Origin of the sequence: Mesorhizobium sp. B2-3-12, assembly GCF_006442205.1 — a bacterium.
GTDB lineage: Bacteria > Pseudomonadota > Alphaproteobacteria > Rhizobiales > Rhizobiaceae > Mesorhizobium.
Genome location: NZ_VFVR01000009.1, coordinates 253716 through 270393, shown reverse-complemented (window position 1 = coordinate 270393; position 16678 = coordinate 253716). Strand labels below are relative to the sequence as shown.

The following is a 16678-nucleotide window of genomic DNA, read 5'->3' as shown; positions in this document are numbered from 1 at the left end:
ATAGTGCAAGAGGAGGTGGAATTGGACTGGAGCAAATGGATAAGGCAGGCGCATCGCTGGCTGTCGATCATCTTCACGATCACCGTCGCCGCCAACTTCGCCACCATGGCCTTCGGGCAGCCGCCCGCCTGGGTGGTCTATTCGCCGCTGCCGCCGCTGTTCCTGATGCTGTTCAGCGGCCTCTATATGTTCGTGCTGCCTTACACTGCGAAAGGGCGCGTCGCGCAGCGCGCCAACGGATAGGAACGGATGGCGAAATCGACCAAACCCGTCCCTGAGGCTCCGCCGGTGAAGCTACTCTCCGGGGGCAACCCTCGGATCGCCAAGGGCCATGGCGATGCGCCGGTGCAGGCTTCTATCGCGGCCATGCCGGGCTGGAAGCGTGCCGTGGGAGAGCGCCTCGACGCGCTCATCGAGCGCGCCGTTCCCGGCGTGCAAAAGGCGGTGAAATGGAACTCGCCGCTCTACGGCGTCGAGGGCGAGGGCTGGTTCCTCGGCATCCATTGCTTCACGAAGTACATCAAGGTGGCCTTTTTTCGCGGCCAGTCGCTGGACCCGGTGCCGCCGGGCGCGTCCAAGAGCGGGGATACGCGCTATCTCGACATCCGCGAGGATGATGGGTTGGACGAGGCGCGGTTCAGCGCCTGGGTGAAGCAGGCCAGCCAATTGCCTGGCGAGCGCATGTAAGCGCTCTATTTCAGTTCGAAGGAGGAAACATCATGACGACCACGGGATCGCAAGAAAGCAAATCTCCCTCCGAGCTGATCGATGGCCGGATCAAGGAATTGGGCGACTGGCGCGGCGAGATGCTCGCCCGGCTGCGCGCGCTGATCCATCAGGCCGATCCCGACGTGGTCGAGACCTGGAAATGGCGCGGCGTTCCGGTGTGGGAGGATGCGGGCATGATCTGCACCGGCGAGACCTATAAGGCCGTCGTCAAGCTGACCTTCGCCAAGGGCGCGGCGCTACCCGATCCGGCGCGCCTGTTCAACTCCAGCCTCGAAGGCAACACACGCCGCGCCATCGATTTCCAGAAGGGCGAGGATGTCGACGGGGAGGCCTTCAAGGCGCTGGTGCGCGCGGCGGTTGCCTTGAACAAGTCGAAGTCCCGAAAGTAATCGTCCATTGCGCATGGCGGTCACGGTCGGCGCTGCCCCTCACTGTCCTGCCGGACATCTCTCCCCGTAAACGGGGCGAGAGGGCTACCCCGAGGCCGACGCTCTTTCTGCAACGCTGGCGATTGGCGAAATCGGCGACAACGGCGTCCCTCGCCCCGTTTACGGGGAGAGGATGCCGGCAGGTAGGTGAGGGGCAGCGCTGACGGCGGATGATTGCCAACGACTTCAACACGGCAGGAGTGACCCCGGACGCTGCCAGCCTCGCCCCAAAGACCGGCGCGTTTACCATCTGGGAAGCTTGATGGTGCTAGACCTAGCCGAATGAAGGCTGGCCAGCCGGGCCGGCCCGGTTTGGATTCGCCGCCATGAACAGCCCGATGCGCATGCCGTGGGTGGACACGGCCAAAGGTCTCTCGATCATCCTCGTGGTCATGATGTACTCGGCCTACAACACCGGCGAGTATACCGGTGGCGTCGGCTTCCTCCACTATGTCATCGGCTTCGCGACGCCGTTTCGCATGCCGGAATTCTTCCTGATCTCCGGACTTTTCCTGTCGCAGGTGATCGACCGGCCGTGGCGGCGCTATGTCGACCGGCGCGTCGTCCACTACCTCTATTTCTACGTGCTGTGGGCGATCATCTCGATAGGACTAAAGATCGGCATCTTCAGCCGGGATCCCGGCGGCATGCTGCATGACCTCGCAATGGCCGTCGTCCAGCCCTATGGCGTGCTGTGGTTCATCTACATGCTGGCGGTGTTCGGCCTTGCGGCGAAACTGCTGCGCCAGTTCGCGGTCCCCGCCTGGATCGTCATCCCGATCGCGGCCGCGCTGCAGATGTGGGCGCCTCGTCCCGACAGCTACGCGGTCGAACAATTCGCGGCCTATTTCGTCTTTTTCTACGTCGGCTTCGTCATGGCGCCGCTGGTGTTCCGGCTTGTCGACTGGACGCAAGGCCGCCCGGCGCTGGCCGTCGCCGGGCTCGTCCTGTGGGCTGTCATCAACGGCCTGCTGGTCTATTCGCCTGACTATGCCATGCAGCCGGTCGGCATGCAGATGGGGCTGGCCGCATGGCCGCCGCTGCATCTTACCTTGGCCGTCGCCGGCGCGGTGGCGCTGTGCGTGCTTGGCGGCTTCCTGTCGAAATTCCCTGCCATGGAATGGCTGCGCTGGCTCGGCGAACATTCACTGGTCGTCTATGTCGCCTTCACCATCCCGATGTCGCTGTTCCGTGGCGCCGCGCTGGCCAGCGGCCTGCTGACCGACACCGGCATGCTCAGCCTGGCGGTGCTGCTGGTCTCGATCATCAGCCCGGTCGTGCTCTACTTTATCGTCCAGCGCATCGGCTTCGGCATGTTCCTGTTCGAGCGGCCGGCCTGGGCGCATGTCGACGGCAGCGCGGCACCGAAAGCACCGCAGCCCGTCGCCGCCGAGTGACGTTCCAAACAGTCGAGGCCAGAAGGCGCGGGCGTCGCTGCCAACCTCAGCCGTCGCGCAGCCACACCAGCATTTCGCCGGGCTCGCGGTTGTCCCAGGCGAAATAGGGGATGGCGGTCAGGCGCGTCTCGACCTTGGCCGGCGGTTCGGAACGATAGAGCCCATCCTGCCAGCCGTCGCCGGCATCGGCTTGCACCGTGGCTGAAAGCGTCACCACGCCGCCGAGCAGGTCCGGTTCGTCATGCGCCTCGATTCCGACCGTGCGCGGCAGGGTCAACCGGTGCAGGCTGATGTCATTGTCCGTCGCCTCGACGCAGTAGATCAGCGGCCCGCGCGACAGCGCGACGCGGCCGACATCCTGCCGGACCTCGGGATTGGCGTAGAGCCGCTCGATCGGCATTTCGAGGTCTAGCCTGACACGGTCGCCTCTTTGCCAGACGCGCTGGATCGCGGCGTAGCCGTCGCTGGTCGCGCCCTCGAGGTCGACCGCCTGACCGTTGATTTCCAGCCTGGCGGCGGAGCTCCAGCCCGGCACCCGCAGATGCAGCGTGAGTTCGACCGGCGTTTGCGGCTCGACGGTGATCTCGACAGCGCCATCCCAGGGATAGCGGCTTGCCTGCGTCAGCGTCACCGGCACGCCCGCTATGTCGAAACGGGCTGTGGAGTCGCCGTAGAGGTGCACGGCAAGCGCATCGTCGGCCAGGCTGTAGAAATAGCTGCCGATGGAGGCGACCATGCGGCCGATATTGGGCGGGCAGCAGGGGCAGCGGTGCCATTTCCAGCGATTGTGCTTGCCCCGGCTTTCCAGCGGGTTTTCGTAGAAGAACAGCGAGCCGTCGAGCGACAGGCCGGAGATCGAGCCATTGTAGAGCGCGCGCTCCATCATGTCGGCATAGCGGGCGTTCGGCCCCATGCCGAGCATGCGGCTCGCCCAGAACACCAGCCCGACCGAAGCGCAGGTCTCGGCATAGGCGGTTTCGTTGGGCAGGTCGTAGTCGCTGGTGAAGCCCTCATTGTGCGCCGAGGGACCGAGCCCGCCGGTGATGTAGAGGTTTTTCGTGGTGAGGTCGTCCCACAGCCGGTCGAGCGCCACGCGCAGCGTGTCGTCGCCATATTCGGTGGCGATGTCGGCCATGCCCGAATAGAGATACATGGCCCGCACCGCATGGCCGACGACCTTGTCCTGCTCGCGCACCGGGATGTGCGACTGGCTGTATTCGTAGGTCTTGAAATGATAGGCCTTGGGATCGGCGCCACGGGCGCGCGCCTCCTCGTCGAAATAATGCGGCTGTTGCCCGCGCTGGTCGATGAAGTACCTCGCCAGCTCCATGTATTTCGCCTCGCCGGTCACCCGCGCCAGCTTGACCAGCGCCAGCTCGATCTCCTCATGGCCGCAATAGCCTTTTTTCTTGCTGGGCTCGGGGCCGAGCACCGAGGCGATGTGGTCGGCATAGCGGCACATGATGTCGAGCAGCTTGCGCTTGCCGGTGGCCTGGTAATAGGCGACCGCGCCCTCGATTAGGTGGCCGGCGCAATAGAGCTCGTGGCAGTCGCGCAGATTGGTCCAGCGCAGGCCGGGCTGGACGCGCTGGTACCAGCTGGAGAGATAGCCGTCGTCCTGCTGCAGTCTGCCGTACATGTCGATTACGGCGTCGATCTTCTTCTCCAGGTCAGGATTCTTGCGCCGGTAGAGGGAATAGGCCGCGGTCTCGATCGTCTTGCCGAGATCGGAATCCCAGAACATCTGCGTGGTCACCGTCGAGCCGGTGAAGCCGGGGGAGGCCGCCTCGTCGGGCGAGGGCGAGTGGAACGGAATGACGATTCCGGGCGAGGGGCGGTCGGGGTCGATCTGCTCCAGCATGCGCGCCTCCACGCAGCGGTCGTAAAGGATGTCGGCGGTGCGCGTCGCGACCGCCTCGGCGCGGTCCCCCCAGAAGCCGTGCACGTCTACCTGCGGCACCGGCAGCGGGCGGAAGGCGAGCTTCGGCTTGGCGGATGCGGACGCTTTGCGGGACGGCGATGCGGTCATGACTTACTCCATTCGATCGATTACTTGACGGCCCCGGCCATCAGGCCGCGGATATAGAAGCGCTGCAGGGCAAGAAACAGGATCAGGCAGGGCACCATCATCACGGTGACGCCGGCCTGCACGGCGCCCCAGTCGATGGCGCCGAAGCGGCCCGACTGAAGGGCGGTCATCATCACCGGCAGCGTGAATTTGGACTGGTCGGTCATCAGCACCAAAGCGGCCAAAAACTCGTTCCAGGCGCCGAGGAAGGCAAACAGCGCGATGGTGACGACACCGGGCCAGACCAGCGGCAGCATCACCTTGACGAGCATGGTGGCGTTGTTGGCGCCGTCCATGCGCGCGGCCTCCTCGATCTCGCGCGGCACGGCGTCGAAGGCGTTGCGCATCATGAAGATCGAGAACGGCAGCTGCAGCGTCACATAGACGCCGACCAGCCCGGTCAGCGTGTTGTGCAGGCCAAGCTTGGTCAGCACCAGGAAGATCGGCGTCAGGATCGACTGGAACGGGATCATGATCGTCGACAGGATGAGGACGAAGAACAGGTCCTTGAACGGAAAGCGAAAGCGCGAAAAACCGTAGCCGGCCAGCACGCTGACGATGACCGACAGTATGACGGTCATCACCGAGACGTAGATGCTGTTCTGCGCCGAGACCCACAGGCCGTCGCCGAAACTGTTCAGTGTGGCGTAGTTCTCCAGCGAGAAGCCCGTGGTCGGCCAGGGCGGCAGCGGCGGCAGGCGCGCCTCGGCCGCCGGCTTGAAGGCCGACAGCACCGTCCACACGATCGGCGCCACGAACAGCAGCGAGGCGATGATGCCTGTGGAGTGCCTGGCGAGGCGGGCGGTGAGCTTGCCTCTGGCTGATATCGCCCGCGCCATCAGTCGAGCCCTTCGGGCTTGCGCAGCAGCCAGAGCTGGACGAGGCTGAGCGCCACCAGGATGACCAGCAGCACCATCGAGAGTGCCGCGCCATAGCCCAGCTTGAACGACACGAAGGACTGGTTGAAGATCCAGTACACCGCCGTCAGCGTCTGGTTGCGCGGGCCGCCGCGCAGGATGATGTAGAACTGGTCGAAGGCGAGGATCGAGCCGGCGACCGACAGGATCAGCGCCAGCGCCAAAGTGCGGCGCATCAGCGGCAAGGTGATCGCCCGGAACCTGGCGAACGGCCCGGCGCCGTCGATGACGGCCGCCTCCTGCAGGTCCTGCGGGATCGATTGCAGGCCGGTCATCAGGATGATCATGGTGAAGCCGGCGACCTTCCACACCACCATGGCGATGATCGACCAGAAGGCCGGCTGGAAGGTGGCGAGCAGGTTGAATTTCCTGTCGATCAGGCCAAGGTCGTAGGCGGCGGGGCTGAACAGGCCGGAATCGACGTTGAGCAGCCACGACCACAAGAGGCTCGCCGAGGCGAAGCCGACCACGGCCGGCATGAAGAACATGGTGCGGTAGAGATTGGTGAACGGGCGCGGCCGCTCGATGAAGATCGCCAGCGGAAAGGCGACGGCGAAGATCGCGATGGTGACGATCAGCGTGTAGTAGCCGGTGAATCTCAGCGCGTTCCAGAACCTGGTGTCGCGCAGGATCGCCCAATAATTGCCGAGGCCGATGAAGGAATGTTCGCCCATCAGCGGCCAGTTGTGCAGCGACATCCACGCCGTCATGCCGAGCGGTATGACGAAGAACACCATCACCAGCGCGACCGCCGGCGCGACATAGATGAGGCCGATCCATTGCCGGCGCCCGGCGCCGACGCGTTTGCGGACGCGGGGTGGGGCAGTGGTCGTGGTGGTGATTGTGGTCATGGCTGGGCGCTCGATGCTGTTACGGCATTGGCCAAGCACCCCCTCACCCGGATTGCCAACCGAATTGCGAAGGGCAATTCGGGGCAATCCGACCTCTCCCCGAGGGGAGAGGAGGGCGCCGGCGCGGGGGCCAGCCTCTTCTCCCCAGCGGGGAGAAGGTGGCCGCGTAGCGGCCGGATGAGGGGGTCTTGTCTCAAAGCGATAGCCCTGCCGTTAGCGATGCGAATTTCCGGCCGCCCGCCCAGGGAGACAGGCGGGCGGCCGGACAGGCGCCTATTTCTGCGGCGCCTGGTCGATGATCGACTGCATGGTTTCCTGGGCGTTGGCGATCGCGCCATCGACGTCGTCGCCGAAGAACACCTCGTTGATCATCTGCGTCCACGGGCCGTTGGCGGAGTTGATCAGGTCGTTGAACACCACGGAATAGGGCGTCTTGCCCTTGGCCATGGCCTCGGCGGCGATCTGGTAGCGCGGATCGAGATCCTTGAGCGCGTCCTTGGCGATGTCGCCGCGCACCGGCAGGCTGCCGTATTTGGCCAGGATCGTCTGGCCCTCCAGCGAATAGGCGAAGTCCAGGAAATCCTTCACCACGGCGAGCTTCTTGGTGCCCTTGGTGACGACGAAATTGTCGCCGCCGGCAAAGGACGACCAGTTGCCGTCCTTGCCCGGCAGGAAGGTGACGCCATAGTCGACGTCGGGATATTGCGTGTTGAGCGCGCCGATGGCGAAGGCGCCGGAGGGCGAGATTCCGATATTGCCGGCGGCGAACGCGGCGAAGAAATTGGCGCCGGTGTCGGTCTGCGCGCCCGCCGGGACCAGGTCCTTCTTGACCATCGAACGGTAGAGATCGATGGCGCCACGCAATTGCGGGCTGTCCAGCGTCGCCTTCGAGCCGTCCTCCGACAGGATGTCGCCGCCCGAAGCCCAGATCAGCGGCGTGAAGGTGAAGATGTTGCAGCCGCCGCAATTGCCTGAGAAATAGAAGCCCTTGATGTTGCCGCCAAGCGCGTTGACCTTCTCGGCGTCGGCGGTGATTTCGGCCCAGTTGGTCGGGCCCTTGTCAGGATCGAGGCCGGCCTGCTTGAACAGTTTCTTGTTCCAGATCAGCACCGAGGCGTCGGCCGAGAAGGGCAGGCCGTAAATATGGTCCTTGTAGGTGCCGGTCTTCACATGCGCCGGCGACAGGCTGGCGAAATAGGGCAGGGACTTCGCCCAGTCGGTGATGTCCTCCAATTGGCCGGCGGCGGCGAAGGAGGGCGTGTAGATCAGGTCGAGCGACAGCGCGTCGGGTGCGGTACCGCCCGCGGCGGCCGCACCATATTTCGGGATGATCTCGGCATTGGGGATGATGTCGAGCTTGACCTGGTCCTTGTGCGCCTTGTTGAAGGCGTCGACGATCCTCGGCATGAAGTTCGAACCGTCGGCGCGCACCCAGATGTTGGCGGTCTCGGCGGCGGCAAGTTGCAGGCCGCCGCCCAGAATAGCGGCCGTCAAGGCGAGTTTGGTCAAGGCGAGTCTGGTCAGGGCGAGTTTGGGCAGGGCCAGGTTGGCAGTCAAAGTCCTCATGTTCTCCTCCTCCACATTGGCCGCGATGCGCGGCTTGCCGCCGATCGCGGCGTTTCGTTTTTCAGCCGTCTTTCTCAACCATCCGGCAGGCGGCCGCAGGACTGCCGCACCACCAGCCGGCACGGCAGTTTTCTGATGCCTGGCGTGGCGGGCTTGCCACCGACCAGGGAAAGCAGGGTCAGTCCGGCCTCGCGGCCGAGGGCCGCCAGGTTCATGTCGACCGAAGTCAGGGGCGGGCGGGTCGCCTCGGCCACGATCTCCCAATTGTCGAAACCGATGACGCCGACGTCGTCGGGCACGCCGAGGCCTCGTTCGCGCAGGGCATCGATGACGCCGCGCGCGATCTGGTCGTTGCCGCAGAAGACGGCATCCGGTCTTTCGCCACTGCCATCGAACAGCCGCGCCACCGCCTCATGCCCCCAGGCTTCCGACCAGGCGCCGAGCAGCGGCTCGATCACCGGCAGGCCGGTTTCCGCCAGCACGGCGCGGTAAGCCCGCGCCCGTTCGTGCACCACGGCAAAGCTCGCCGGGCCCGTGACATGGGCAATGCGCTTGCGGCCGAGCCGGCGGAAATGCTCGATCGCCAGCCGCGCCCCGCCGCCATCGTCGGAAACGAAGGCGACGGCGTCGGGATCGGGCTGGGTGAAGGCATAGATCACCGGGACGCGCAGGTTGGAGAGGTCGACCGGCAGATGGCGGTCGATGCGCTTGCCGGTGGCGATGATGCCGTCGACGCGCTTGTCGAGCATGGCCTCGACATGGAGCTGGCCGAGGCGCGGATCCTCCTCGACATGGCACAGGAACACCGAAACGCCGGCATCGACCAGCGCGTCCGATATGCCCGACATCAGCGGCAGCGAGAAGCGGCCATAGGTATCGTTGGTGAGCAGGCCGACGGTGAAGGAGCGGCGTCTGAGCAAGCTCTGCGCCAGGCTGTTGGGCCGAAACCCCAGGCCGCGCGCCGTCTCGCGGATGCGCTCGCGGGTCTCGGCCGTCATGCGCCCCTGGTCGTTCAGCGCCTTGGAGGCGGTGGCGACGCTGACGCCGGCTTGGGCGGCCACGTCACGCAAGGTGACGGGCTTGGGAAAGACCGGAACTGGCTGATCGTCCGATGCCATCGCGGCGCAAATCCTCAGTTGAGAAAAGGTTTTCCCTTAATCGCCGGAAGAAGGTCGGCCAATGGCCGAGCCTGATCGGAGAGGGGTGGAAAAACCTTTTCTCAGATGAGGCTAGGCCAGATCGGAGGAGCGTTCAAGAGGGAAAGTGGTTTGAAGCTCAGCGGTGGGAAGAGAGAGGCTGAGGCTAGCAAGACTTGGTTCCTCGCCCCCAACGCCCGTCTACGCTATGAACCGGTCCTCTGTATTGGCGTGACTGATCTGCTCGAGGCTTGATTGCCACGTGGTTCCCCCAATCTGTCGCTGCTTCGCAGCGCCACCTTTCCCCCTCCGGAGGGAAAGGAAGGGAGCCCCGTTGGAAAAGCGTTGACGGCAAAAAGCTTGGCACCCTTCCTCTACCCCGTCGATCGGGGGGTTCGAAGGACGCGCGAGACCCGTGGCTCGCCCCGGCAAGGTGGCTCGGCGAAGCCGAGACGGAGTGGGGGTCGACCAGCGCAGCCTAAGACAATGCATGCGCGAAGCTGCCATCCACGCCATCGCCAAAGACCAGCCACCTGTGTGCATGCCGTAGCCGCCTTTATGGGGCGAGGGACCCACGGATTGTCAGCGAAGTCTTAATCGCTGTTGCGCCAAGGTGGCCCTCCGCTGGAGCTCCGCCATGCCCGATACATCCTGCACTCCGAAAGGCATGGCCGCGCAGGCCGGCAAGCGGGCAGGGCACGACAGCGCCGACGACCACCGCGGCGATGCCGCGACCATCGCCGGTCTGAAGGCGGACCTTGCCGCGCAGGCGGCGCTGATCGCCAGGCAGGAGGTGTCGCTGGCGCACAGCCGCAAGATCTTCGACCGTGCGTCGGCGGCCGCGCGCATCGGCGTGTGGGAATGCAGCCTGCCCGACGAGCGGCTTACCTGGACCGACGTCGTCTACGACCTGTTCGACCTGCCGCGCGGCTCGGCGCTCGACCGCTCGGAGATCGTCAAGTGCTATCCGCGGGAGTCGCGCAAGGCGCTGACCACTTTGCGCAGCCGCGCGATTGCCGAACGCAACGGCTTCACCCTCGATGCCGAGATCACCACGCTGGCAGGCCATTGCCGCTGGATCCGCATCACCGCCACCGTCGAGTGCGAGGCCGGTGTGCCGGTGCGCATCTTCGGCATGAAGCAGGACATCACCGAGGAAAAGATCCTGTCGGACCGGATGCGCTATCTGGCCGAATTCGACGCCATGACCGGGCTTGCCAACCGTGCCCGCTTCCAGGCGCGGCTTGGGCATGTGGAAGAGGGTCGACCGCTCGGCGCACTGCTGCTGATCGACCTCGACGGCTTCAAGGCCGTCAACGACACGTTCGGCCACGTCATTGGCGACGAGTGCCTGAAGGAGGCGGCCCTGCGTCTTGCCGGCGCGTGCGGCGAGGCCGAACTGGTGGCGCGCGTCGGCGGCGACGAGTTCGCGGTGCTGCTCGGGACCCATCTCGACCGGGGCGCCGTCTCCGGCGTGGCGCGCGGCATCGTCGAGGCGATGGGCAAACCGGTCGCCGCCTGCGGCCAGTCGCTCAGGCTCGGCGCCTCGATCGGCATCGCCTTCGCGGAAGCAGGGCAGCCTTGCGACCTGTTCGCGCAGGCCGACACCGCGCTCTATGCCGCCAAGGCGGCAGGCCGCAACACGTTCCGCATCTTCAAGGCCGAGGCTGGAATGAAAGGCCGTAGCGCGGCGGCGTGAGGGCTGGAGCAGTTCGGCGGTTCACGGAAACGGCGAACCGCCCCAAGCCGTTGTTCGATACCGGCATGCGACCCGGCTCAGCCGAAATCGTCCGATGTCAGCACATAGATGCTCTTGCGGGTGCGGTCGTAGGCCCTCGAGGCCACGTCGCGAATGGCACCGCTCTCGGTGTCGAATGTGGCCAGGTAGCCTGCTTCATTGGCCACGGTCGACGGCTGAATTTTCGACATCGCGTCGGCGGCGACGGAAAAGGAAATCTGGAACATGCCGTCATGGCCGACGAACCGGATGCGCTTGCCGGCTTCGTCATAGCTGCGGCTGCGATTGGGGAATGTCAGGCTCATCTTGGCCTCCACGATTTGACGCGATGGCGGGCGGGAAACCCGCCTCGCACTTTGCCTGGAATTGCTCTAGGCCTTCTTCACCGCTCGCTTCTTCTTCGGCGTCGGGTTTAGGGCTTCAGCGACGCGGTCGGCCTCTTCCTTGGCCAGCCGCAACTCCCTCAACCTTGCCGTCTTGATCTCCCTGGCCCGCGCCTCGGATACATATTCAGCGGTTGCCTTGTTGCGCTCCGCGGTCTTCTTCTGCTTGTCGACAAAGCGGGCTTCAGCTTTTTCCATGATCGTCTGATTGCCTTCGGCCATCGTGAAAATCTCCCTTATGCATGAGAATTGTAGAAATGAACTCTTCCGATAAATAGGCATGCAGACGGCAAAAATCAATTTTTTGAATTATTTAGCGCCTGGCCTGCATTGCGAAATCGCCCGCCGACATAATACTTTTGAATATTTAATTCCAATGGCGAAGAATTTTTGAGCGATCTCGCGGCTTTCGCGGAGGCCGAAATTCACGCTAGTATGGCGCGGTGGCCGTTTGGTGCGGAGCCTTGGCAACGGGATCGAGACGGAACCGCGATGCTGAAATTCGGAGACCAGCCATGTTTGCCGCCAAGGCCATCGACACGTCGGACAAGGCCGCGTTCTATCGTGACCTCGCCAAACAATTGAAGGCGCTGCTCGAGGGGGAGGGCGATTCCATCGCCAATGCCGCCAACACCTCGGCGCTGATCTTCCAGATGGTGCCCGACCTCAACTGGGCCGGCTTCTACTTCCTGGCCTCGGACGAGGAACTGGTGCTCGGCCCCTTCCAGGGCAAGCCGGCCTGCGTGCGCATCGCCGTCGGCAAGGGCGTGTGCGGAACGGCGGTCGAACTCGGCACCTCGATGCTGATCAAGGACGTGCATGATTTTCCCGGCCACATCGCCTGCGATGCCGCCTCGCGCTCGGAACTGGTGGTGCTTCTGGAAGACGGTGAGGGCGTCTTCGGCGTGCTCGACCTCGACAGCCCGACGCCCGGCCGCTTCGACGCGGCCGACCAGGCCGGCATCGAGTCGCTGGCGGCGATCTATGCCGCGTCGAGTTCGTTCGAGGACTGAGCGGTCGGCATCGGGATAAACATCGGCGTCGAGTTCCGCGTCGCCCCCCTCTGTCCTGCCGGACATCTCCCCCTCAGGTGGGGAGATTGGCTGTGTTTCGGCTTTCGCCAATCTTCGACGTTGCAAGATGAAAGCCGGCGCTGAAACTGCCAATCTCCGCCCAAATTGTTTAGGGGATGCACGCATTTCCAAGCGGCTGGACCTCGACGATAGCGTGCATGGCAGCTTGGCGCATGCATTGTCTTGTACTGAGCAGGTCGACCCCCACTCCGTCTCGGCTTCGCCGAGCCACCTTGCCGGGGCGAGCCACGGGTCTCGCCCGTCCTTCGGCCCCCCCCGATCGACGGGGTAGGGGAAAGGCGCCAGGCTTTTTGCCGTCAACTCTCGTCCAGCAAAGCTCCCTTCCTTTCCCTCCGGAGGGGGGAAAGGTGGCGCTGCGAAGCAGCGACGGATTGGGGGAACCACCTGGCAATCAAGCCTCAGACCGATCAGTCGCGCTGATCATGGAAGATGTGTGCATCCCCTAGCCCAAATTGTGGGAGATGTCCGGCAGGACAGAGGGGGCGTCGTAGAGCGCTGCCTTGCAGCCTACGGCGCTGCCTTCAGCGCGCGATTGAACGCGGCGGCCGCCATCTCGATCAACTGCGCATGGATTTGACCGCGCGGTCGCCCCCCGCCATCGTCGCAGACGGGATCGCCGATCTCTTCGGAAATGACGAGTGCTGGCGCGTCGGGCTTGCACTCGCCGAACATGCTGTAGTGGCTGGCATCCGCGATCGTCGCGTAGCTTGCCCCTGAAATCGCCTTGGCGATATCGGAGGCGTCGGCGGTGATAGGGATTTTTCCCGGCTGGCCGAGATTGACGATGTCGACCGGGATCCTGATGCCGGAAAAGCTTCCAGCGTCGAAGACATCCGACGGTGCGGGGTCGAGCGCCATGGCGAAGCGGATGCGCCTGTCGCTGTTGTCGCGGCCGGCGAGCCGCATGTCCATGGCATGGAGGTCGACGCCGCTTTGCCTGATCCAGCCGCACAGCGAGGCATTGAGCAAACCGGTGTCGCAATAGGCGGCAAGGCGCTTCGGGTCGACGCGCGCGCCGGCAATGGCAAGCGCCGTGCCGCCGCCCATGGACAGGCCGAGCGCGCCCACCTTGCCTTGGTCGATGTGGCCGCGGAAGGAGGCCTCTTTCTCCATCGCGTCCAGGGTTGCCGTGAGGTCGACGGGCCGCAGCCACAGTTTCATCGTCTCGGCGGCGGATCTGTTTTTCCCGCCATTGCCCGGATGGGTTGGCGCGGCGACGATGAAGCCTTGTCTGGCCAGGGGCGTCGCGATCCAGCTCATGGCTTGCGGGGTGCCGGCCAGGCCTGCGCCGTGCGAGAGGAGGATGAGCGGGAACTTGCCGGGGGATATCGGCGCATCGCGCGCGGCGGACGTTCCGGTGAAGAGTTCGCTGTCGCCAAGGTTTACGGTCACGCCGCCCGGCTCGGCCGGATACCAGACGGTGACGTCGAGATCGCCGCCGCGCTCCAGCGATGGCGCGGCAACATGGCGAACGCCGACGGCGTCGCCGGCACTGGCCTGATGTTGAGGCGCAATCGTGGCGACGATGATGGCGCAAAGCATGGTTCGAAATTTCATTGAGCTCTCCGTTTGCCGAAAGCGCCATCGCCGCGGCCACGAAGGCTCCGGCCAGCGGCGCTCGCTGTGTCGATGAGGCGATATCGGCCGATAGGAGCGAAACCCGCGACCGCGATCGCGATCGAGGACGTTCACGATCGCGATCTGGTACCGCTGCCTTGGAAGAGCGTCGTCAACCGCCCACGGGGCTCGCAAGCAATGGCGCCTGCGCGTGTTTCTCGCGCCAGGCGAGCGGGGTCATGCCGGTCACGCGACGGAATTCGCGGTTGAAGTCGATTTGGTCTGGAAGCCGGCGGCGAACATGATTTCGATGACGGGCTGTCCGGTTTCGCCAAGCAGCCGGCAGGCCTCGGCGATGCGGTGTTCGTTGACATATTGCGAGACGTTTTTGGCCATTACCCGGTTGATCGCGGCCGAGATCTGCCGCGCCGGAATTCCGGCGCGCCGGGCAAGCCGGTTGAGGTTGAGATTGGCGTCGCGATAGAGTTTCTTTTCCCGCATCAGCTCGTTCACCCTGGCGATCGTGCCGGCGTCTTCGCCGGCATCGGGTGGGGACCGTTGGTCCATCGGCTCGGCGATGGTGCGGGGAACGTGGCTTTGGCTCGCTGCCGCCGCCGCAACGCCGACAATCACGAGGATGAAGAGATTGGCGATGCCGATCACCAGCGCCGCGCGGGCGCCTTGCCCGGATGCTATTTCGAAGGACACCAGCATGTCGACCAGGGCCGAGAGGCACAGTGCCGCCGCCGCCGCGATGATGGCCCTGTAGGCAGGCACCGCGCCGTCGAAGGGCGCCAGGCGAAGCCCATCCGCGCCGGACCGCAACAGCCACAGGATGGCCGAGGCGTAGATGACGTCGATTGCGACGAGCACCGCGTCGACCGCGTCGCGCCGGACGATCACCAGCATCATGACGATTGCCGCCGGCGCCGCATGGAGCACCAACAAGGCCGGCCACCGGCGGTCGCTGGCGCGGACCAGCCTGGAGACGCCGGCATAGAGCAGCGCGGGCATGATGGCGGCGGAGACGGGAGCGATGTAGCCGACCTCGCGAATGCCATAACCCCAGCGCAGGCCGGTCAATACGGATTGCAGAGCGGCAAGCAGGATCAGGCCGAGAAGCGGCAGGTTGGGCGCCGCCCCGTCCTCGCGCCTGCCGACGACCCAGAGCAGGATGAGCAGCAGCAGCGCGACGACGAAGGGCAGGGGAACGAACGGCATGGGTCGTGGGGCTCTATGCTGACAGGCGACCCTAGCCGAAGTGGTCTCGATTCCCAATGAGCGCTCGCGCGCAGGACAGCCCGTGTCAGATCAGCTTCACCAGCATCAGGCTGAAGCAACCGATGAACAGGAAGGCGCAGAAGGCGAGCGCCAGGGGGCGCAGGCCACGCGAGCGAAGCTGCGAAATGTCGGCCTGCAGGCCCATGGCGGCCAGCCCCATGGTCAGCATGACGGTGGTGGCGAGCACTATCGCCTGCTTCATTTCGGCCGGGATCGTGACCGGGCTGTTCAGCGCCACCACGGCGACGAAGGCTACGACGAACCATGGCATGGGCGGTCGCGCCGCCGAGGGGTTGCTCTTGCTGCGCGCCATCAGGCCGAGCGCGATGACCATCGGCGCCAGCATGGCAACGCGCGTCAGCTTGGCCACCGTGGCGATTTCGCCCGACTGCGTGCCGTTCTGGAAGCCGGCGCCGATGACCTGCGCCACTTCATGGATCGAGGCGCCGGCCCACAGGCCGAAGGCGTGCTGGTCGAGGCCGAGCAGCGGCGCCAGCAATGGGAAACCGAGCATCGCGACGGTGCCGAACAGCGTGATCGAGGCGACGGCGTAGGTCACATCCTCGTCGCGCGCTTCGGTGACGATGTTGGTGGCGACGATCGCCGAGGCGCCGCAGATCGAGGTGCCGGCGGCGATCAACTGGGTGAGCTTGGCATCGACGCCGATCAGCCGTCCGAGCATGATGGTGAACAGGAAGGTGGCGCCAAGGGTCGCCGCCACGATGCCGACGCCGCCGGCGCCGATCGAAACGACCTGGCCGAGCGTCAGCTGGAAGCCGAGCAGCACGATGGCGAAGCGCAGCAGGCGCTTCTGCGAGAAGGCGATGCCCGCTCTGGCATGCGCCGGCGTGCCCAGCACATTGGAATAAATCATGCCGGCGACCACGGCCAGGATCATCGGGCTGAACAAGGCGAAACCGGAGACATTGCGGGCCGAGAAGGCGACGGCCGTGATCATCGCCACCAGCACGATGCCGGGGATGACGCCGTTCCACAGCGAATCGAGGCGCTTGCGGCCCTGCGCCAGATCGGCGGAAATCGTGGTCTTGGGAATATCATTCGCGATGCGGCTCAGGGAAGACAATGGAATTCTCCAGGCGGGAATGCCGGGGAAATGCCATTTCACAACCGATCTTTCCAACGAATTATTATAGTTGGAATGATCTGGTTTTGCGAACGGTTTGTTTTCCAAACAGCCTTAAGCGCGCCTGCGGGCGATGCTGGGTGGCTTGGCGGCCAAAGCAAGCGCACCAACCACGAGGACGCAACCCGTTGGGCTACAACAATTCCTGCCACCGCCGCGCGCCACGAATAACACGCGCGATCTCCGCACCGTCGTCCGTTTGGCGATAGATGATCAGTAGTTTCCCGCAGGGAATGTACGCAAACCCGTAGGCGCAGCGTCATCGCGATGTGCGCTCGGCGATCCCAGCATCAAGCTTGCTTTTGATCCGGGCAAAGGCATCGCGGCCGTCGACGGGATCGCCGCTTGCCATGCCTTCGTCCCATAGCCGGCCTAACTCGTCGATGGCC

General features: G+C 64.7%; 15 protein-coding genes and 1 pseudogene. 6 read left to right on the top strand and 10 right to left on the bottom strand.

The genetic code is table 11. The features are described from left to right. Nucleotides 1–21: 21 nt before the first annotated feature. The 4 genes from FJ948_RS24590 to FJ948_RS24575 all read left to right on the top strand — a co-directional run bounded on the left by FJ948_RS24590 (nucleotide 22) and on the right by FJ948_RS24575 (nucleotide 2554). Nucleotides 22–243 carry a hypothetical protein gene (locus FJ948_RS24590; protein ID WP_140709020.1) on the top strand — a complete coding sequence of 74 codons (222 nt, stop codon included), beginning with the start codon at nucleotides 22–24 and terminating at the stop codon, nucleotides 241–243. A 6-nt stretch (nucleotides 244–249) separates the two neighbouring features. After that, nucleotides 250–687 (top strand): DUF1801 domain-containing protein, encoded by a 438-nt coding sequence (locus FJ948_RS24585; RefSeq protein ID WP_140709018.1) that lies wholly within the window; start codon nucleotides 250–252, stop codon nucleotides 685–687. A gap of 32 nt (nucleotides 688–719) precedes the next feature. After that, on the top strand, nucleotides 720–1118 hold the full coding sequence (locus tag FJ948_RS24580) for a DUF1801 domain-containing protein (RefSeq protein WP_140709016.1): 399 nt from the start codon (nucleotides 720–722) through the stop codon (nucleotides 1116–1118). Nucleotides 1119–1483: 365 nt separating this feature from the next. Further along, nucleotides 1484–2554 (top strand): acyltransferase family protein, encoded by a 1071-nt coding sequence (locus FJ948_RS24575; protein ID WP_140709014.1) that lies wholly within the window; start codon nucleotides 1484–1486, stop codon nucleotides 2552–2554. 46 nt (nucleotides 2555–2600) lie between these two features. Here the strand turns inward: FJ948_RS24575 and FJ948_RS24570 are convergent, their stop codons facing one another. From FJ948_RS24570 to FJ948_RS24550, 5 genes are all read right to left on the bottom strand, one after another. Further along, nucleotides 2601–4583, bottom strand: a complete 1983-nt coding sequence (locus tag FJ948_RS24570; protein ID WP_140709012.1) for a glycoside hydrolase family 127 protein — start codon at nucleotides 4581–4583, stop codon at nucleotides 2601–2603. A gap of 20 nt (nucleotides 4584–4603) precedes the next feature. Next, a complete protein-coding gene (locus FJ948_RS24565; protein WP_140709010.1) occupies nucleotides 4604–5461 on the bottom strand; it encodes a carbohydrate ABC transporter permease in 858 nt (285 codons plus the stop codon). Then, nucleotides 5461–6390, bottom strand: a complete 930-nt coding sequence (locus FJ948_RS24560; RefSeq protein ID WP_140709008.1) for a sugar ABC transporter permease — start codon at nucleotides 6388–6390, stop codon at nucleotides 5461–5463. Before FJ948_RS24560 ends, FJ948_RS24565 begins: the two co-directional genes overlap by 1 nt. Before the next feature lie 273 nt (nucleotides 6391–6663). Beyond that, a complete protein-coding gene (locus tag FJ948_RS24555; RefSeq protein WP_246677605.1) occupies nucleotides 6664–7956 on the bottom strand; it encodes a sugar ABC transporter substrate-binding protein in 1293 nt (430 codons plus the stop codon). Between the two features lie 74 nt (nucleotides 7957–8030). Next, the gene (locus tag FJ948_RS24550; protein WP_140709006.1) at nucleotides 8031–9074 is read right to left on the bottom strand and encodes a LacI family DNA-binding transcriptional regulator; all 1044 of its coding nucleotides are present in this window, start codon (nucleotides 9072–9074) and stop codon (nucleotides 8031–8033) included. 655 nt (nucleotides 9075–9729) lie between these two features. Here FJ948_RS24550 and FJ948_RS24545 point away from each other — a divergent pair. Then, nucleotides 9730–10791 (top strand): diguanylate cyclase, encoded by a 1062-nt coding sequence (locus FJ948_RS24545; protein WP_140709004.1) that lies wholly within the window; start codon nucleotides 9730–9732, stop codon nucleotides 10789–10791. 77 nt (nucleotides 10792–10868) lie between these two features. Here the strand turns inward: FJ948_RS24545 and FJ948_RS24540 are convergent, their stop codons facing one another. After that, nucleotides 10869–11135: a DUF1488 domain-containing protein gene (locus FJ948_RS24540; RefSeq protein WP_140709003.1), complete on the bottom strand. Its 267-nt coding sequence runs from the start codon at nucleotides 11133–11135 to the stop codon at nucleotides 10869–10871. Nucleotides 11136–11201: 66 nt separating this feature from the next. Further along, on the bottom strand, nucleotides 11202–11435 hold the full coding sequence (locus FJ948_RS24535) for a hypothetical protein (RefSeq protein WP_140709001.1): 234 nt from the start codon (nucleotides 11433–11435) through the stop codon (nucleotides 11202–11204). A 293-nt stretch (nucleotides 11436–11728) separates the two neighbouring features. Here FJ948_RS24535 and FJ948_RS24530 point away from each other — a divergent pair, with 293 nt between their 5' ends. Next, nucleotides 11729–12226, top strand: coding sequence for a GAF domain-containing protein (locus FJ948_RS24530; protein ID WP_140708999.1), 498 nt, complete (start codon nucleotides 11729–11731; stop codon nucleotides 12224–12226). A gap of 588 nt (nucleotides 12227–12814) precedes the next feature. On the opposite strand, the gene FJ948_RS24525 is transcribed toward FJ948_RS24530, so the two are convergent. The 3 genes and pseudogenes from FJ948_RS24525 to FJ948_RS24515 all read right to left on the bottom strand — a co-directional run bounded on the left by FJ948_RS24525 (nucleotide 12815) and on the right by FJ948_RS24515 (nucleotide 16229). Continuing rightward, a complete protein-coding gene (locus tag FJ948_RS24525) occupies nucleotides 12815–13864 on the bottom strand; it encodes a prolyl oligopeptidase family serine peptidase (protein ID WP_140708997.1) in 1050 nt (349 codons plus the stop codon). 172 nt (nucleotides 13865–14036) lie between these two features. Next, nucleotides 14037–15085: pseudogene (locus FJ948_RS24520) on the bottom strand (AraC family transcriptional regulator). An 85-nt stretch (nucleotides 15086–15170) separates the two neighbouring features. Then, a complete protein-coding gene (locus FJ948_RS24515) occupies nucleotides 15171–16229 on the bottom strand; it encodes a YeiH family protein (RefSeq protein ID WP_140708995.1) in 1059 nt (352 codons plus the stop codon). Nucleotides 16230–16678: the final 449 nt, after the last annotated feature.